Annotated in this window: 11 protein-coding genes; 5 read left to right on the forward strand and 6 right to left on the reverse strand. The window is 38.5% G+C overall.

The window, feature by feature from the left end:
• The first annotated feature begins 299 nt into the window (after positions 1–299).
• Positions 300–2,318, forward strand: coding sequence for a putative porin (locus tag ACT29I_RS07515; protein WP_430936354.1), 2,019 nt, complete (start codon positions 300–302; stop codon positions 2,316–2,318).
• Positions 2,319–2,409: 91 nt separating this feature from the next.
• Positions 2,410–3,834, forward strand: a complete 1,425-nt coding sequence (locus ACT29I_RS07520; protein ID WP_430936356.1) for a transporter substrate-binding domain-containing protein — start codon at positions 2,410–2,412, stop codon at positions 3,832–3,834.
• On the opposite strand, the gene ACT29I_RS07525 is transcribed toward ACT29I_RS07520, so the two are convergent.
• From ACT29I_RS07525 to ACT29I_RS07535, 3 genes are all read right to left on the reverse strand, one after another.
• Positions 3,785–4,459, reverse strand: a complete 675-nt coding sequence (locus ACT29I_RS07525) for an NUDIX hydrolase (protein WP_444793109.1) — start codon at positions 4,457–4,459, stop codon at positions 3,785–3,787. The two genes, ACT29I_RS07520 and ACT29I_RS07525, sit on opposite strands and share 50 nt — an antisense overlap.
• A gap of 569 nt (positions 4,460–5,028) precedes the next feature.
• Positions 5,029–6,273, reverse strand: a complete 1,245-nt coding sequence (locus ACT29I_RS07530) for an ABC transporter permease (RefSeq protein ID WP_430936360.1) — start codon at positions 6,271–6,273, stop codon at positions 5,029–5,031.
• Positions 6,274–6,356: 83 nt separating this feature from the next.
• Positions 6,357–7,589 carry a pyridoxal phosphate-dependent aminotransferase gene (locus ACT29I_RS07535; protein ID WP_430936362.1) on the reverse strand — a complete coding sequence of 411 codons (1,233 nt, stop codon included), beginning with the start codon at positions 7,587–7,589 and terminating at the stop codon, positions 6,357–6,359.
• Positions 7,590–7,865: 276 nt separating this feature from the next.
• Between ACT29I_RS07535 and ACT29I_RS07540 the strand changes: the two genes are divergently transcribed.
• Together ACT29I_RS07540 and ACT29I_RS07545 are read left to right on the forward strand one after the other, a co-directional pair.
• A complete protein-coding gene (locus ACT29I_RS07540; RefSeq protein ID WP_444793110.1) occupies positions 7,866–10,571 on the forward strand; it encodes a DUF5686 family protein in 2,706 nt (901 codons plus the stop codon).
• 25 nt (positions 10,572–10,596) lie between these two features.
• The gene (locus ACT29I_RS07545) at positions 10,597–10,839 is read left to right on the forward strand and encodes an RES domain-containing protein (protein ID WP_444793111.1); all 243 of its coding nucleotides are present in this window, start codon (positions 10,597–10,599) and stop codon (positions 10,837–10,839) included.
• Positions 10,840–10,891: 52 nt separating this feature from the next.
• Here the strand turns inward: ACT29I_RS07545 and ACT29I_RS07550 are convergent, their stop codons facing one another.
• On the reverse strand, positions 10,892–14,290 hold the full coding sequence (locus tag ACT29I_RS07550) for a ligand-binding sensor domain-containing protein (RefSeq protein ID WP_444793112.1): 3,399 nt from the start codon (positions 14,288–14,290) through the stop codon (positions 10,892–10,894).
• Positions 14,291–14,494: 204 nt separating this feature from the next.
• Here ACT29I_RS07550 and ACT29I_RS07555 point away from each other — a divergent pair, with 204 nt between their 5' ends.
• Positions 14,495–17,125, forward strand: a complete 2,631-nt coding sequence (locus ACT29I_RS07555) for a valine--tRNA ligase (RefSeq protein ID WP_444793113.1) — start codon at positions 14,495–14,497, stop codon at positions 17,123–17,125.
• 473 nt (positions 17,126–17,598) lie between these two features.
• Here the strand turns inward: ACT29I_RS07555 and ACT29I_RS07560 are convergent, their stop codons facing one another.
• Together ACT29I_RS07560 and ACT29I_RS07565 are read right to left on the reverse strand one after the other, a co-directional pair.
• Positions 17,599–19,149, reverse strand: coding sequence for a T9SS type A sorting domain-containing protein (locus ACT29I_RS07560; RefSeq protein WP_444793114.1), 1,551 nt, complete (start codon positions 19,147–19,149; stop codon positions 17,599–17,601).
• Positions 19,150–19,331: 182 nt separating this feature from the next.
• Complete coding sequence (locus ACT29I_RS07565; RefSeq protein WP_444793115.1) at positions 19,332–20,288, reverse strand: mevalonate kinase family protein; 957 nt, start codon at positions 20,286–20,288, stop codon at positions 19,332–19,334.
• Positions 20,289–20,291: the final 3 nt, after the last annotated feature.

Below are 20,291 nucleotides of genomic sequence, written 5' to 3' on the forward strand. Positions count from 1 at the left end.
ACACCTTCAAAAAAATATGCAATAAATTACTTAATTAACACAACGTGGTTATTTGTTGTTTTTAATGTTTGTAAAACGTAATCGTTGAATATTCAATTAGATAAAGAGTCGGAAAATAAGGCGTATGCTTTATGTAGAATTAATTTGGATTATTTATTCCGTTTGGTTTAAAATTTGTTCACTAACGCCAGTCAAATACGAATGAGCCAGTTGTCGGCTCGAAACAATTTTTTCTATCTTTGCGCACAATGAGTAAAAAGTGGATATATTTAGTTTTTCTATTGGTCTTATCAGTCAAAATGTTAGGGCAGGGGGGGCGAAGGCCTGAAGGCCAGCGACAGGAAGGTCAAGGACATGAAGAAGAAAGTAAAGCCCCGCAAGTGGCCCCGGAGGACAGGTTAAGGTCATGGAGACTGTTAGATGATTTTACGCTGGTGGATTCGCTTGCCATCGATACGGCAACCACAGGGGTACAGCAATACGACCCTATCTATAAAAATAGCTTTTCCAATATTCATTTGGGTAATTTAGGAGGTGCTTATACTTCAAATTTATTGTCGTTTAAAAAGGATTACAACGAGTTTATTTTTCTAAATTCCTTGCAAGAATATTTTGTGCAACCAGAAGACATAAAGTATTACAACAGTAAGGTGCCATACACTAATCTAACCTACATATATGCAGGGCCTAAAAGGCGTTCGGAGGAAAATGTGTCTGCCTTTTTTACACAGAATATCAATAAAAAATGGAATTTGGGTTTTCATTACCACCTGATTTCTTCCGTGGGTTCATACAGCTCCCAGCAAACCGATAATCGCAATTTTAATTTCTTTATGAGTTATAAGAGCAACAAGTATTCCATACACGGCGTGTTGGCCTACAACAAAGCGGAACATTACGAAAATGGAGGATTGGAAGCCGATGACCATGATGTGATTTTGAATCCTGATATATACGGATACGATCAGGCAGAAAATATTCCTGTTAAATATACCGATCAGACTAACACGGTTGAGAATTATCAGTTTTTCGTTACACAATCTTTGGGCATCGGTAAGATTAAGATAAACAAACGGAATGTTGTTCAAAAGGATTCATTGCCGGAAAGGCCTGGTGTGGAATATGAGGAGGAATACGAGGAAGAGGAGCAATTACCGGTGAGTACGGTTTATCATACCATGCATTTGAAAAGTTATAAAAGGGCGTTTAAAATTGACGATTTGTCATCGTACATTGATTCTGGTGATTCCATACCTATTTATAACGCAAATTACGATTATCCGGAAACAACGGGTGATACCACAAGGTACACGAATTTTAAAAATACCTTCCAAATTAAGTTCAACGAGGAAGCAAACTCCCTGCTTAAGTTTGGGGTGAGAGCCTATGTGACCAACGAAATAAAAAACTATAAATATCAGACTGAGCCAACCATAAATACAGCGCTTGCTACCGCTATATACCATTATAAAAATAAAACTTTGGTTAGTACGCACTTGGGGGGACAGGTATTTAAGAATATTGGCCGGAATTTTTGGTGGAACGTTGGAGGTAAGGTTTATGTGCAGGGGTATAAGGCGGGCGATATTCAATTAGAAGGAAACATAAATACGTTGTATCAGGTTTTTAATGATACTGCCGGTTTTTATGCCAGGGGTAAGGTCGATTTAAGACAGCCTGAATTTCTTTTAGAAAACTATTATTCCAATCACTTTAGTTGGAACAATAATTTTAAGCAAGAGAAAACAATAAATTTGGAATTTGGCTTAAACATTCCAACCCGTGATTTGAAATTAGCATTTGAATCGAAATCCCTGACCGATTATATATATTGGAATTATGAGGCAGTGCCCGATCAGTCCACCCAGCTAATTAATGCATTTCAAGTTTCTTTGTATAAGAACTTTAAGTTTGGAGCGCTTCACAGCGACAATAAACTGGCTTATCAGTACACTTCGCATAAAGATTTATATCCATTACCGGATTTTGCAGGCCTATCCTCTAATTACTTTAATTTTTATCTGGCTAAACGGGTTTTAAATGTACAGATAGGTTTGGATGTAAAGTATCATACCGAGTATTATACCCCGTCTTATATGCCAGCCACGGGACAATTTTATTTACAAGATAAAATGAAGATTGGTAACTACCCGTTTATGGATGCGTTTATGAACTTGCAGTTGAAGAGAGCCCGCATATTCTTAAAATTTGATCATTTTAATCAAAGCTTACTGGACAGGAATTATTTTTTAACCGTTGGTTATCCGTATACGCCAATTCGATTTAAATGGGGTATCTCATGGAATTTTTATGATTAAGTTTTTTATCCGTTATTTTTGTTGGTTAATTGTAGTTTGAAAAAAGTGTTTTTTCAATTATATTTGTTCCCTGGAAATTAAACAATTGTGTATGAGACAAATTGTAAAGACGGGGATCCTGTTTCTGTTTATTGTGGCAGCTTGTACTACTGAAACAAAGAAAACAAAGCAGGTTGAGGTTGAAAGGGAAGTTGAATTTGATTTGGAAGGTATACAAGAACGGGGCAAACTCAAAGTTGCTACCGATTACAACTCCACCAATTATTTTATTTACAAGGGTAAACCTATGGGCTACCAGCTTGAGTTGCTCGAAGAGTTTTGCAACAATTTGGGCATTAAGCTGGAAGTTAAAGTAAGTAACGATGTACATGACAATATAGGTCATCTTAAGTCGGGTAAAATTGATTTAATTGCTCAAAACCTTACGGTAACCCGCGAAAGAAGTAAGGTGATTCAATTTACCGAGCCGCATACCTATTCTCGCCAGGTGTTAGTGCAGCGCAAGCACGAAAAAACAAATAGTGTTCAACGGAAGAGCAGGTTTAATGAATTGATTCGAAATCAATTGGATTTGGCTGGTAAAACTATTTATGTTCAAAAAGGTTCGTCTTATGTGACGCGATTACGCCATTTGTCCGATGAAATTGGGGATAGTATCAATATTGTGGAGATTCCGGACTATGAAGCGGAACAGTTAATAGGACTGGTGGCCGAAGGGGAAATCTCTTATACCATTTGTGATGAGAACCTGGCTAAGGTAAACCTGAACTATTACAAGAATATTGACGTGGAAACAGCCATTAGTTTCCCACAAAAAATGGCCTGGGGGGTTCGAAAAAGTTCGCCCGATTTGCTTCATGTCATTAATAACTGGTTGGTGAGATTCCGCAAAACCACGAAGTACCGGCTAATCTACAAAAAGTATTTCGAAAACAGAAGGTCAACACATATTGTCGATTCAGGTTATAATTCCATTAAAGGTGGCTTGGTATCAAAATTTGATGATATAATTAAAAAAGAAAGTGCGACTATTGATTGGGATTGGCGGTTAATAGCAGCCTTAATATATCAAGAATCAAGGTTCTCGCCCGAGATTAAAAGTTGGGCAGGCGCTCAGGGATTGATGCAGCTAATGCCCGAAACCGCCAAACGATTTGGGGTAAGCAATATTACCTCCCCACAGGAAAATATTCGCGGGGGGATACAGTTCTTAAAATGGTTGGATTCCAGGTTGTCGTTGCGAATTGACGATCCGAAAGAGCGGTTAAAGTTTATCTTGGCCTCGTACAATGTGGGGTTGGGCCACGTGCTGGATGCCATGAGGTTGGCTGAAAAGAACGGAAAAAACCCAAAGGTTTGGGAGGATAATGTGGACTTTTACCTGCTGAATAAATCTAAGCCTGTCTATTTCAACGATCCGGTGGTTCAGTTCGGTTACTGTAGAGGCGAAGAACCTTATTTGTATGTTACCGAGATTCTTGACCGTTATGAGCATTACAAGAATTTGATGGAATAGTGTCTATTGTAGTGATAAGTTCTTTTAATTCACTAATTATCATAGCTGTAGCTCCCCATATTTGATGATTGTTGATGTTGAAAAAAGGTGCTTCAACTTGTACGCCATTTACTTTTTTAACGAATAAATCAATGGTTTCCGGCGCAATCAATTGCGCTACCTCAGCTTCTATAATGTTGGCCACTTCAAATGAATCAAGTATAAAATTAGGCTCTTCGGGCAAATAGGCGATGTATGGTGTTACATTGTAATTGCTGTTTGGTATATATGTAGAAGTTAAGTTCCCCAATATTTGCATTTTATCTGGTCGTACTCCAATCTCTTCCCACGTTTCACGCAATGCGGTCTCCAGTAAATTTTTGTCTTGTGGTTCAAATTTGCCGCCAGGCAAACTTATCTGACCGCTGTGCGGACCATCATACCTTGATCGCTGAATAAATGGTATATATAACGTATTATCCTTTAAATAAAACAATATTAAAACACTGCTTTCCCTGGTTTTATTGGTGTTGGGTATAACCTTACCTGTAAATCGAACACTGGGCGACATTTTGTTTTGTGCACATGCTCCTGGTAAGTCCTCTTTTAATCTTTCTGTTAATTTATGGATGAAGTTGTCTGGCATATTTAGTATAAATCTTATTCGTGCATTTAATATACTAAATTAAACAATAATATGATACAGGTGTCAGCGGATTTGTACCAAATTTATACCAAATTTTGCTTTTAGATTAGTGCCAAATAATTTTAGATATTTTGTCTTTTGGCAAGACATTAAATATTGTCATAGCTTAAGTTCTGTTGATATTTTATAAGCCGTTTAAAAGAATGTAACTTTAATACTAATGCGATGGGATTGTTGGTGTTCTGGTAAATAGAAAGTGAAAAGTATGGGTGGGCTTTACGTTAAAAAAAATGCCGGACGTTTCCAGCATTTTTTCTCATTGTCTTGTCTTTAATTTAAACCTTTTGTATAAATACACTTAATTGTATATTAAAAACCATGCCATATATCGTAAGTGTTCGAAAAAAGATTTAAGTTTGCGTTTAAGGAGATGGTAATCAGGGTGTAGTGTATAGGTGGTTTGAGAGGCGCGATTTTTAGCACTTATTTAAAAAGTTCGATAATTGTCCGTTACCGTTCACAAGGTGTACGAAGAGGTACAATTGTATAAATATGCGGTTTTGGATTGGTTAATCAAAGCGTATCGCTTCCACTGGCGTAATTTTGGTTGCCAGGTACGAGGGCGCTATCATCATAAGGTATGAAACAACAATAGTTCCGATATTAAGATAAAGGAGGTGCCATAAATTCAGGTGAATTGGAACCGTATCTAAATAATAATTTTCGGGATCCAGTGAGATAATTCCAAAATATTTCTGCACCAGACAAATTGTGATACCAACGATATTTCCGATGAGTACACCTTTTGTAATGATAAAAGTGGCCAGATAAATAAAGACCTTACGGATATTGTGATTTTGCTTACCTAAGGCTTTTAGTATCCCGATCATGGCGGTGCGCTCCAAAATAATAATTAATAAACCGGAAATCATATTGAATCCGGCTACCAAGACTATTAATATCAGAATGATAGCTACATTGGTATCTAACAAATTAAGCCAACCAAAAATTTGAGGTTGTTGCTGAATTATGGTGGTTGTACGTAATAACCCGCCATCCGGAGAAATTTTGGAAGCCGCCAGTAGATCTATCCGGAATGAGAGTTCCGGAATATCCTCAAATTCGTCTAACGTTATCTCGTAACCGGTAACTTGGTTATCCTCCCATTTGTTCAACTTTATGATGTGGCGGATATCCACAAACAGAAATACTTTGTCAAACTCCGGCAGGCTGGAATCGTAAATGGCAGAAATGCGGAAATTACGGGGCCTAATCCTGTCCTGAAAAAAATACGTGGGTACTTTGTCGCCAACTTTTAATTTTAAGAGACGCGCCAGCGTTCGGGACATAATGATATCGTTGGATGTTTTTTCTTGTGTAACATCCGGTTTTTCTCCTTCAATTATTATTTGGTTAAAATATTCCCAGTCAAAATCCTTTCCGATACCTTTAATAATAACACCCTGAATATTTTCTTTTGTTTTTAACAATCCTGGTTTGGTGGCGAACTCTTGCACCTTTTTAACGCCTGGAATAGCTAAAACCTGATTGACAAACGTGGAGTCCCGTTCGATGGGTTTGGTTTCGTAGGAGGAGTTATAATCGTAGTTAACTACTTGTACGTGTGCACCAAAACCTATTATTTTATTTCTAATCTCTCTCTTAAAGCCCGAGCCTATGGACATAGAAAGAATCATTACCGTTATGCCCAAAACGATACCAATGGTAGCGACGGTAATAATGGGGCCGGATAATTTTTTTCCGGTAATTTCCCCTTTTCTAATTTTATGGGCTATGTATAAATTGAGGTTCAAAGCAACAGGGCACTATAAGTGTATACTAAAACGCCTCAAAGATAATGATTACACGTTAAGAACAAACATATCCGGTAATCGGTTTATTGCTTATTGCCAATTGCTGACGATTGACTGCTGACTGTTCTGCCGGGGTATACTTCCAAAGCCTTTTCAATCACCACAAGCGCATTTTTTAGATCTTCTACATTTAAAACGTAAGCGATCCTAACCTCGTCATTTCCCAGGTAGCGACTGCTGTAAAAACCCGAGCCGGGGGCCATCATGACAGTTTGACCTTCATATTCAAAATCACTTAATATCCATTGGCAAAAATGTTCAGAATCCTTTACGGGCAATTTAGCCATGGTGTAAAAGGCACCTTTAGGAACCGCGGATTTAACACCAGGTATACGATTAAGGCCTTCTACCAAAACGTTTCTTCGGTGGAGGTATTCTTTATACACGTTTTCTGTGTATTCGGGTGCGACATCCAATGAGGCGCAAGCCGCAATCTGGCCCAATAAAGGAGGGCTTAATCGTGCCTGGGCAAATTTCAAGGCCGATTCCATTACCTCTTTATTTCTGCTTACCAAAGTCCCTATCCGAATCCCACATTCACTATAACGCTTGCTGACGGAGTCTATAAGTACCACGTTTTCCTCAAGGCCTTTTAGGTTTAAAGCTGAGAAATGACCTCCCTCGTCATAACAAAACTCGCGGTAAACTTCATCTGACAATAAAAACAGATTGTTTTGCAACACAATGTCCTTAAGTTGGTTCAGTTCCTCTTCGGAATACAAATAACCAGTTGGATTATTAGGATTACAGATGAAAATACCTTTGGTTTGGGGGGTAATTAATTTTTCAAATTTTTCTATCGGTGGTAGGGCGAATTCTTTTTCAAATGTGGAAGTAATAGGTTTAATGTTAATGCCCATCGCATTGGCAAAACTACTATAGTTGGCGTAAAAAGGTTCAGGAATAATGATTTCGTCGCCAGGATTAAAACAACAGAAAAAAGCAAAGATAAATGCTTCGGATCCCCCTGTAGTAACCATAACTTCCTCTTTGGTTACATTAATGTTGTGATGGCGATAGTATTGAGTCAGTTTTTCGCGAAACTCAGGAATACCTGCCGAGTCGCTATATTCTAACACTGTCCTATCAATATTTTTAATGGCATCTATGGCAATTTTGGGGGTGTGGATATCTGGCTGTCCAATGTTCAGGTGATATATTTTTATGCCCCTTTCAATGGCGGCATTAGCAAAGGGAACTAGTTTTCTTATCGGGGAAGCAGGCATATCATACCCACGTTTTGAAATAGATGGCATATTATTATTTATTTTTGGTTGTTCGCGAATTGACAAAAATACCTAAAACCTGTCGTTTATCATCTTTTTCACAAAACTTTTTCAAAAAAAGTTTTGTTTAGTGTTTGTACCTTAGTCCCAATTTTATGCCAAAAAACAGAACATTGGGATTAAGTTATAAATAAGGCATTGTTTTAATCGATGTGCTTAGATACGGTATCCTTTGAAATAAATGTCTGTAACTATTCGGGGAGTTAATCGTTATATTGACTGAACCTAGAACTAAATTTAATTCAAATGTCAATTGTGGAATCGACCATAGATACCATCGCCTTGTTAAAAAGAACCTATAAAATTAAGATGCCCAAATCAATGTATATGCTATTGTTATTGGGCATTTTTTATTCTACCACATACTCCCAGGTTTTGTCGGGTGTGATACGATCATCCAATGGGGAACCTATTCCGTTCGCTTCTATCTATATTCGAGAATTAACAACGGGTACCACTTCTAATCTCGATGGAGAATACAGTATTGAACTTGCTCCCGGAATATCGCATGTGTCGTTTCAGGCACTGAGTTTTACAAAGGTTCAGCGGGAAGTGAATATGCTAGGCGAAGATATGGTAATGGATATAGAATTGAGGCCGCAAAACTACGAAATAAAGGAGGTACGTGTGTTTTCGGGGGATGAAGATCCAGCCTACGGGATTATTCGAAATTCAATTAGTTTGGCACCTTATTTCCTTCGGCAAATTAAACATTACAAAGCCAATGTGTATTTAAAGGGAGGCTTTGATATGAACAAAGTTCCCCGACTCTTCCGCAAGCAATTGAAAGAAGAGGGTATAGAAGAGGGAAATAGTTATGTGGCCGAGTCAGTGAATGAGATTACGTTTAACTCGCCCAATCGTTATATCCATAAACAGATTTCCAAACGTTCAACCATACCCAACGATGGCGATGATGAAGTGTTGGGTTTTTTGAACTATAGTTTTTACGATTCAGAAAGCGAATTGGCTATTTCGCCAATATCACGAAAAGCATTATCCTTTTATAAATATAGGTATGAGGGATTCTTCCAGCAGGGTGAGCATTATGTAAATAAGATTAAGGTAACACCCAAACGTAAAAACCAGAAACTTTTTGAAGGTTATATTTATGTGGTCGACAAACTTTGGAACCTTCATTCTGTGGATCTTGTCAATGAGCAATTCTTTGGTAAGGTTCGTATAAAACAGGTTCAGGAGCAAGTAAAGGGTAAGGCCTGGTTGCCTGTAAGTCATCATTTCGATGTGGATTTAAATATGATGGGATTTAAAGTGGTGGCCAATTATGGCGGATCCGTTAAATATGAAAAAGTGGAACTGAACACTGATTTACCAGTGCCTTCATCGCTTAAAAAAGCATATGCCGAAGTGGAAGCGGAGCAGGAATTTTTGAAGGAAAAGGAACAAACAATACCTCCTTTAACCAAAAATCAGGAAAAAGTAGAAGCTTTGCTTAAAAAGGATGATTTAAGTAACCGCGAGATGATGAAACTCTCTCGTTTGATGGAGAAAGAGAATAGAGGCATGGAGCAAGTTGGAAAGGGGTTAAGGCTTGAATCCAGGGATAGCTTGTATCGAATTGTAAAGGATACGGTAAGTGTTGATTCTATCGATTGGAATAAAATCAGACCCATCCCTTTGAGCAAGAAAGAAATAGAGAGCTTTGGTATCAAGGATTCCTTGACATTGGCGCTGGCAGGCCTAGAGGTGGACACTACTCTACAAGAAAAGAAAAAGCGATCAAAACTGGCCAAAACATTAGGTAACATTTTGTATGGGATGAATTCCATGATTTGCGATTCTACGGTTGAATTCGGGTATAATGGTCTTATAGGTCTTGGATCTTTTGGATTTAACAGTGTAGATGGAGTTTCCTATGCCCAACAATTTGATTTCCGGAGAAAGTTTGCGGATGATAGGCGTCGCATAGATATAATTCCAACGCTAAAGTATGCCTTTGGTCGTCAAAAATTGATGTGGAATTTGGAGACCAAACTGCATTATGATCATATTAAACGTATTATGTTTACGCTTAATGCCGGTCAAATAAGTAAAGATTTTAACGAAGAAACGGGTATCGCTCCTTTTGTTAATATGGCTTCTTCCTTGCTGTTGAAAGATAATTATATGAAACTTTATCAAGACAATTATATTTATGTACGAAGCAGGACGGTGCTTTTTAATGGACTTGATTTAAGCGTGAAAGTCAAATATCAGAATATTGACAGACTCGAAAATAACACGGATTATTCTTTTGCATATAACAACAAGGATTACCGGGAAAACAATAGGGTACTTAACCATGAAGATGTAAATGTTTTTATGGGAAGGAAAAGTTTTTTTGTGGAAGGTAAGTTGACCTATACTCCAAAATATTTCTATAAAATAGAAGGCGGTAAAAAAACAATGTTGCATTCAGATTATCCTACTTTTAATTTGTTGTATCGTTCGGGGTTGTCTGGTGTGCTGAACGCTACGGCTCGATATGATTTGCTGGAGTTGAGCGTTGATCAGGAGTTGCAATGGAGTTTAATGTACCATTTGAACTATGATATAAGTGCAGGATATTTCTTGAACAATTCGGCAATGCATTTCTCGCACTTCAAACATTTTAATACCAGTGAGGTGCCAATTTCTTTTAAAGACTGGAAAAGAAATTTTAATTTGCTCAACGATTACGAATATAGCACCAACAAGTGGTATGTTGAGGCGCACTTAAGTTATTCCACGCCTTACCTGCTCATAAAAAATATTCCTTTCTTGCAGGATAAACTCTGGAACGAGAATATTTATTTCAGCCATCTGACGCAGTCAGGCTTTAAAAACTACAATGAAGTAGGCTATGGAATCAGCCAGATTTATTTGGTAGCCAACGTTGGCGTATTCGCAGGCTTCAATGAAATGGAATTTGAAAGATGGGGGGTGAGGCTTAGCATTAATCTCGGTCAGTAGTTCGTTTTAAATATGTTTTATTAAGATGCACAGGCAACTACTAGCGAAGAAACCACCCGCCAACCGTCATAAACAGGCTTCTTATGCCATTCTTCAGGAAATGGGCTTGGATTGGTACGAGAATAAAGCGTTATTAATGCTTAAGGTACCTTCTGCGCTTGTGCCGAACCGATATAACTATGTCATCAACACAGGGTGTCCCTTATATCCCGGAAGAGCAAAATTGGTGCGCTCCGAAGAATATATATGGGATAAGCGATTGTTTTAACCTGTGGTAATCGTTATCTCAATTAATGCGCTAGTAAACATGTCGTTTTCTATTATGGAGGTGCTTTGGGAACGGTAAACCAAAAAGTAGAACCCTTTCCTATTTCACTGCTGACACCAATGGTTCCGTCATTTTTCTCGGCAAACTCTTTGCAGATGATCAAACCCAAGCCGGTTCCCTTTTCGCCTGATGTACCATCGGTTTTTACTTTTTGGTCTATCGAAAACAATCTGGTCAGGTTATCCTTGCTTATTCCCAAACCAGTATCTATCACCGATATTTTCCAATGCGTACCATTGTGGTCCGTTATTGTTAGATTTACCGTTCCTCCGGGTTTAGTATATTTTAAGGCATTGGCGGTAAGGTTTCTGATAATGGTATTTATGGTATCCCTATCGCCGTAGGCCATATGACTATTAATGTTCTCGGCTTTTAAAGTGATGTTTTTCTTTTGACTGGTGACCAGGTTTAAGTTGATGTTTTCGGTAATGAGGTTAGAAAGGTTAAAAGTTGATTTCTTGAATTCGATAACGCCTCGCTGCGACCTTGACCAGGTAAGCAGGTTTTCCAATAAAGAATAAACATTTTTTAGCGAAGCGTTGATTCTGGCAACACACATCTTGCGATCTTCTTCATCCGACTCATCGTAATGATTGGCCAGTACTTCGCTGATTGACATTAGACTTGCAAAGGGGTTTTTTAGGTCATGTGATATAATCGAAAAGAACCGGTCTTTGGCTGCGTTCGTTCTCTTTAGACTGTTCTCGGATTCTTTTAATTTAAGGTTAACGGTTTTAATTCTTTTATTTTGGATCTTCAGCGCTTTGTTCAATTTTATCTTGATGAGGAATCGGTGGACAAAAACAATCATCAACAACACAAATAATATTTCAATGGTTATAAACCAATACGTAAGCCAGAATGGTGGCTGAACGGTAATTCTCAATTCAGTTGCTTCATCTGGCCATAATCCTTCCGGATTAGACGCCTTAACTTTAAATAAATAATTACCTGGTTCAATGTTGGCATACGAAACATAGTTTCTGTTTCCTGCTTCGCGCCAATATTTATCTATTGGGTACATTTGGTACTTGTATTTAGTCTTCTCCGGGAGAAGGTGGTTGAGACCCGAAAATTCCAAAGAAAAAAACCTGTGGGAATAATCCAGAACAACTTCACTTGTATAAGTGATATGCCGATCCATTTGGAGTTGTTCGTTAATCAACGAAATTTTATGATCACCGATGTTGCCTGCTTTGTTAATTTTGACAGGTTGCCCCAATACTTCCAGCGATGTTATTATGGTCGGGTTACAATATTTATTTTTACTCATTTGGTCTGGATCTATCATGTTTAGCCCGTAAACTCCACCAAAATAAAGCCGCCCACTATTCCCTCTATGGAACGCACCGCCATTAAATTCATTGCTTTGTAATCCATCGTTTACATCGTAATTTGTAAAGGATTCATTTTTGGGATTAAAACAGCTGATTCCACGATTTGTGCTAAGCCAAAGAAGGCCGTTGTCATCTGGTAAAATTCCATATATCACTTCATTGGGCAATCCATCATCCAAACTAAAGATGCGTATGGAATCGTTGGATGGGTTTAGTACGCTGAGTCCTTGGTTTGTTCCTATCCAAATCAAACCTGTATCATCTTCAAACAGGGAAAAAACAATATCATTGCTTAGCGATTTCCCATGATTGTTATGGGTGGTATATGCTTTAAAGGTTTCATTCTGCGTATCCATCCGGTTTAGACCTCCACCGTACGTGCCGATCCATAAAAATCCGCTTTTATCTTCCAATATCGCAGAGTATACAAAGTTGTTCGAAATGGATGCAGGATCTGATTCATCGTTCAGGTAGCGGGTAAATCTTTGAGTTAACCGATTAAATTTATTCAAACCGTTTTTTGTGCCTATCCATAATTGACCCTTATTATCTTCATAAACTACACGTACAGAATTGTCGGAAATAGAATAGGGATTGTTTTCCGTGTTCTTATAGACTTTAAAGTCACGTGATGATGCGTTATATCGATTCAAACCTCCTCCATCCGTTCCTATCCAAATAGAGCCTTGGCTATCCTGAAAAATCTCTCTTACTGAGGTGTTAGACAAACTTCCTTTGGATTGAGGATGATCATCGAAAAACTCGAATTTGTCTTCCGAAGGATAATAATGGCTAATGCCCTTGTCGTTGGTTCCTATCCATAGCGATCCATCTTTATCTTCTTGTATCGACCAAATAAAATCGCTGGAAAGGCTGTTGGGATCAAGGGGATTGTGTTTTAAAATATCAAATTTGTTCGCAAATGCATTAAACATGTTTAAACCGGCACCAAACGTCCCTAGCCATATATTCCCGGATACAGTATCATTGTAAATGCAGTTGATGGCATTTTGGCTTATGCCTGTTACCTCTATAGGATTGTATTTGTGTTGTCTTATTTGTAAATCGGGATAGATGAGATATAGCCCATCACCATGCGTACCAAACCACAAGATACCGTTACTATCAAAGGTTAAGGGCTTTTGTGTATTAATAGACAGGCTGTTGGTGTTGTTGGTGGTTCCTATTAAAAGTTGTGATTGGTCGGATTGTACATGGTATAAATATAGCCCCTGGTTAGTGCTAATCCAAAACCGGTTATGTTTATCCGCAACAATGGATTCAATATTTTCGTTGGTAAAAGCTTGCGATAATATATGGGACGTTTTTAAGGATTGTGTTTCCAAGTCATATCGATATAACTTCTGCGCTCCTGCCAGCCATAATGTGTTTTCTTGTTGCAACATTGCATTAACGGGCAATGGAGTATTAACGGAAGTTGGCAATTCCTGCGTATAGGTGTTTTGTTTTGAGGAAAAACGATATAAACCTTTGTTTGTGCATATCCAGGCTTCGTCATTATCCGATAATTTTATCTGGTTGATCCGCCCTTCTACTATTGAAGAGGACTGGACTTGGTGAGAGTTTATATTGATTTGATGTATTCCATTTGTTGTTCCTGTCAGCAATAAACTATCGGAAACCTGTAATAGGCAAGTGATGGTATCTTGGGTTAACTTGTTCGGTTGTGTAGACGAGGAGCTGAAGTTGGTAAAGTGTTCTTTTTGGGGATTAAATTTAGATAACCCAGCTTTTGAACCAAACCAAAGATTTCCGCTTGAATCCTCGTAGATATGTTCAATCCATTTGTAACAGATGCTATTGGATTCTTTTACATTTGTGCGAAATACTTTAAATCGATATCCATCGTACCTGTTAAGTCCATCTTCTGTTCCAAACCACATGTATCCTTTCGAATCCCTGTGCACACAATATACCGAACTTAACGAAAGTCCGTCAGCTATGGTCAGCTTTTGAAAGCGTACTGCCTTGTTCTTTGAAAACGAAATTACAGGGAGTGCAACAAGCAGAACTAAAACTATTGTTTGTTTCATTTTGCTGGGGAATTAATAGGACAGAAACAATGCGTATATGAAGATAAGGAAAAATGAATAGATTGCATGGGCTTACTATTTTTTTTTATTTTTGCAGCTTAATTAATTAAAGCAAATAAATTAGATAAAGTATTTAACAGATTTTGACTGTGTAGATTAGTCTCTAATCTCATATCTTTTATCTAAAAATCTAATAAAACAAACATGGAATTAGCAAGTACGTACAATCCTGCCGACACGGAGGACAAGTGGTATAAGTATTGGATGGATCAAAAATATTTTCATTCCGAGCCGGATGAAAGAGAGCCATATACTGTCGTCATACCACCGCCTAACGTTACAGGAATGTTGCATATGGGACATATGCTCAACAATACCATTCAGGATATTTTGGTGCGTCGTGCCCGTATGATGGGCAAAAATGCTTGCTGGGTTCCCGGTACCGACCATGCTTCAATTGCTACGGAGGCAAAAGTGGTGAACAAACTTAAAAGCGAAGGTGTCGATAAGTCGGACCTTACACGTGATGAGTTTTTAAAACATGCGTGGGACTGGACCGACAAACATGGAGGCATCATCCTTGAACAGCTGAAAAAACTGGGCGCATCGTGCGATTGGGACAGGACTTGCTTTACATTGGATGAAACCCGCACCGAAGCAGTTATCGACACGTTTGTGAAGCTTTACGAGAAAGGATTGGTTTACCGTGGGGTTCGCATGGTAAACTGGGATCCTGATGCTTTGACTGCCGTTTCTGACGAAGAAGTGGTTTACAAAGAGGTTCACTCGAAATTATACTATCTGCTTTATAAAATTGATGGCGAGGACGGGCATGTAACTATTGCCACTACGCGACCGGAAACCATATTGGGTGATACTGCGGTTTGTATCAATCCCAATGACGAACGTTTTAAGCATTTGAAAGGTAAAAGAGTTTTGGTGCCATTGATCAACCGTTCTATTCCAATTATTGAGGACGACTATGTAGATATGGAATTCGGTACCGGTTGTTTAAAAATTACGCCGGCTCACGATTTAAATGACTACGAAATCGGGATGCGTCATAACCTGGAAAGCGTTGATATTTTAAACGATGATGGTACCTTGAGCGAGGCTGCTCAAATGTTTGTGGGTAAGGATCGCTTTGTGGTACGTGATGAAATCATACCTGAACTGCAAACAGCAGGCAATTTATTAAAAGTAGAAGATTACGATAACAAAGTGGGTTGTTCCGAAAGAACCGGAGCTGTGATTGAGCCTAAACTTTCTACGCAGTGGTTCTTGAAAATGAACCATATGGCCAAAGTTGCACTGGATGCTGTGATGACCGATGAGGTTCAGTTTCACCCAGCCAAGTTCAAGAATGTTTACCGTCATTGGATGGAAAACGTGAAAGATTGGTGTATTTCCCGTCAATTGTATTGGGGACATAGAATTCCGGTTTACTATTTGGATAACGGTGATTTTGTTGTTGCCAAAAGCGCTGAAGACGCGGTTCGGTTGGCACAAGAAAAATCTGGAAATAAATTATTAACAATTTCCGATTTGAAGCAAGAAGAAGACGTGTTGGATACCTGGGCTTCGTCATGGTTATGGCCAATTTCTGTATTTGACGGATTTAACCCGGAAAAGAAGGAGATTGATTATTATTACCCAACCAGCGATTTGGTTACAGGTCATGATATTATCTTTTTCTGGGTGGCACGTATGATTATGGCCGGTTACGAGTTTAAAGGAACCTTCCCGTTTAAAAACGTGTATTTCACAGGGATGGTTCGCGACAAGCAAGGTCGTAAGATGAGTAAACAGCTGGGCAACTCGCCCGATCCGTTGGATTTGATTGCCAAGTTTGGTGCCGACGGTGTTCGTGTAGGTATGTTGCTTTGCTCTCCTGCCGGTGGCGACTTGCTATTTGACGAGAGCCTAACGGAGCAAGGACGTAATTTCTCCAATAAAATATGGAATGCTTTCCGTTTGGTCAAAGGATGGGAGGTTAATGAATTACTGCCTCAACCGGAAAGTGCTGCCAAAGGAATTGAATGGTTTGCCCACAAATTAAACCAAACGATAACTTTGGTTGATGACCACTTTAGTAAGTTCCGTATTTCGGATGCATTGATGGCAGTTTATACTTTGTTCCGGGACGATTTCTCATCGTGGTATCTGGAGATTGTTAAGCCAGGCTATCAGCAACCGATTGATGGTGCAACCTACAAGGCGACGATCGAGTATTTTGATAAGATATTAAGGTTGCTTCACCCTTTTATGCCGTTTATATCAGAAGAAATATGGCAATTGTTGGAAGAAAGAAAAGAAGGTGAAAGTGTTATGGTATCGAATATGCCGGTGGCCGGAGAAATAGATAAAAAACTACTGGCAAGTTTTGAGTTAACGCAAGAAGCCGTTGGTGGTGTAAGAAATATCCGTAAGCAAAAAAATATTCCGAACAAAGATTCCATCGCTTTGAGTATTTTGGATAATACAGGGAACTACGATAGAACTTTTGATGCTGTTTTATCTAAGCTGGCAAACGCTGAGGAATTGACTTTTGTAAGTGAAAAAGTAAACGGAGCTTTATCCTTTATGGTTAAAGCCAACGAGTATTTTATTCCGATGGGCGACTTGATCGATGTGGAAGCAGAGATAGCACGTTTAGAGGCTGACTTAAAATACAATAAAGGCTTTTTAGTTTCTGTTACTAAAAAATTAGGCAATGATCGTTTTGTAAATAATGCACCCGAAAAAGTAGTGGCCATCGAAAAACAAAAACAAGCAGATGCAGAAGCCAAGATAAAAGCTTTGGAGGAAAGCATTGCCAGCTTGAAAAAGTCTTGAGCAGACAATAGGCATTGAGATAATACCTGTCAGTCGACAGGCTGGGATAATAGAAAAAACGCCGCATTTTGCGGCGTTTTTTGTTGGTCGCTAATCTTTTCCAAGGTTTAAAACTTTGGAAAAGGTGAAATATACAGTATGAAGTTACCTTCACCAGCTTCTTTTTCTTCAGGGAACGTTTGTAGATACCTCCAAAGCCTCCTTTTCGCTTAGGGAAGGCGTGGAGGTTTAACCAAAGCCTCCCTTTTTAATAATGGGAGCCGTGGGGGTTTAACCAAAGCCCAAATTATTGTCGGGGAACGCATGGTTAAACAACCATGGCATGACTTTTCAAGTTTTGGAGCTTTGGTTATTTAACCGTTGCTTCCTTTTTCAATTGTTGAAGTAAAGTAGTTTAACCATGAGTACTTATTCTAGAATTAATTAATCAGGGGGATTGATAAAAGCACTGCACTCCAATTCTTTGCGTAAAATTATTTCTTCACTACCTTAAACACCTCGCCGTTCACTTTTAATATATAATAACCGGTCGATAACTCAGCAGTTGATATGGAATTTTCACCAGCGTAGATTGCTTTTTGCAAAGCAACAGAACCGGTTAGATTATAAAATGTTGCAAATCCATTTTCTTCCGTTTCAATATTGATTGCAGCACTAAATGCTGTTGGGTACACCGAAGCGGCTCCTGAATTATTTATAGCAATACTTGTTGGAATATAATTAAATGTTTCTTTCAACATATTTTCATACATCGAACCTGTCCAATTTTTAGTGATACGTACCTGCATTTTGGCAGATGCACCTTCATAGGTAATGTCCAATTGGTTGCCTGAAGTTTGTATCCAGTTGTTTCCCTGTTGATTTTCAATTTTGGTTTCTGTGATATGACTAAAGGAATTCAAAGTAGTAGTTGTTCTGTCAACCGAGGCTAGTGTTCCGAGAACATATAACCGTGATAAGGTAACAACGGAGGTAGGTGTTATTTCGGTTTCGAAATAAGAAGTTTCATTCCATTGCGACCCATCCCATTCCTCTTCCTTATAGCTGTTAAACCCCTCGTTTACAATACTCGTTTCCCTTTCGGTATTTACCCAACTGTTGTTTTCCCAAATCAAGTAGGTATCAATAATGGTAGGAGGTAAACCGTTACCATGTCCGTCCGGATATGAACCCTCTTGTTTTTCTGCATTGGTGTAGTTGTTGTCGTCATTTACGTCTCCGCTTCCATTGTACGTTTGATAAGTATAACTGGTAGGGTAACTGCCGTCGACGCCCAAAATATTGTCCCAATAGAACCAAACAACATCAATGTACCTACCTACAAATACAAAATCATTACCATCATGCTCATATTCATATGCCAGGTTTGGTCGATTTTGTGCATCATAAAAATACTCATTTTTTGTTTCTTCAATCCACGCACCAGCAGTACGGTTATAATATATCTCAATGGTCAACAGGTCACCGTTGTATGTCCTGTCCCATTTTTCACCGCCATTCTCTATCCAACCTACAGAGGTCTGATAATAGTAATAAAGCTCACTGGCAATGTTACCCATTGTGTCATATTCTCTGACAGTTCTGTTGCCTCCCGTCACTATCCAGTCGTTTCCAACCCAGGTTGAATAGGTAGTTTCGTAATTAAAGTCTCTATCGTTAAACTGGAAATCTGTTTTTGTGCTGTTTATATAACTACCAGATCCACTGTCGTATAGTTCAAGAATAGTTTCTATAATATTGTCATCGGTGTCATAAGCATGCGTGGTTTGGGTTTCCGGTGTTGTGATTTTGGTAACATTTCCTCGGGAATCGTATTGGTAGCTGACAGTTCGGGGTGAACCCCAGCTACCATCTTCCCAGGTTTCATTTACAATAGAGCTCGGTTGAAATTCTAAATGTCCCGCTTTGAGGGTTGGGTTTTCTGTGTTTTTTATCTGTGTAAGGTTTGATTTAAACGGATGCTTTTTTGCGGATAAGGAAAGAGTGAGTGCAAAAATTAAAAGGAGAGTAAAAGTTGTTTTCATAATAACTGTTTTAGGTGATTTTACTTTTTGGTTACCAATGCAAAACAACTATTAAAAGGGTATGGTTTAGTGTGTGTGTAAAATTCTAACAATCAACATTATTCGTATTTTGTTAGAACTGCCTGATTAAGGTACAAGCATATATGTCATCTTCATTGGCACAACACCACTCATTTTTCAAGCTAAAACTCCTGATAAACGGGTATTACTTCCAGCCCTTGTTCCGCCAGCTCTTTTTTTACTTTGCTAAAATTCCTGGTAAAGCCCAGCAGATATCCTCCGCCTCCGGAGCCACAGAGTTTTAACAAGTAGTGGTTTTTATTGATTCCTTCTTCCCAGTGTTTTAAGAATTCGTCGGGAATCATTTCTTTCAGGTATTGAAACTGGAATTTTGAGAGCTGTTTCAAATGTGTGTAGAAACTGTTTAAATCACCTGATAATAAAGAATGTATACATTTGTTGGTGGTTGGTATTAAATCTTTTTTAATCCTATCTATATATTTGGTATTTAAGCATTTGGTCATGAATAAATCTACCAGAGGACCTGTTTTGCCGGTTTGTTTGGTATTGACAATAAAAACGGCATCATCCGATTTTATATTTTCGCGGGATATACCTATCGAAGAAATATTCTTTTGGTCTTTAATAAAAAGAGGGTATTTGAGATAGCAAATTAACGGGTCGATACCGGAACTTTTACCGTGGAAATAAGATTCCAGTCTGGCAAATATTTTTTTAAGTTCCTGTGTTTCATTATTTGAGAGGCCCGCTTTGGCTTCAATCGGGTTTTTACCATACTTTTTATAGAATGCAGCTACCAAAGCACCGCTACTGCCCAAACCATAACCTTCTGGGATTGAGGATTCAAAATATAATCCTTTTTCAATATCAGCATGTATTTTATCCACATCTACCAGATCTGAGGCATATTGTTGCAGGTATGCTGAGTATTTTATTAGCTGTTGGTTCGATTTTTTTGCGAAATCCAAATCGGTATAGCTAGTTGAATTAATGAAATTAAGCGTTCCGTTAAAATGTGCATATGGTATGGTTAATCCGTTGGAGTCGAACAGAATGGAGTATTCTCCAAAAAGAAGAACCTTAGAATAAAAAATGCTGTTTTTGTTGTTTATAGACATTGA

This window comes from Saccharicrinis sp. GN24d3, assembly GCF_052400645.1.
Classification (GTDB): Bacteria; Bacteroidota; Bacteroidia; order Bacteroidales; family Marinilabiliaceae; genus Saccharicrinis.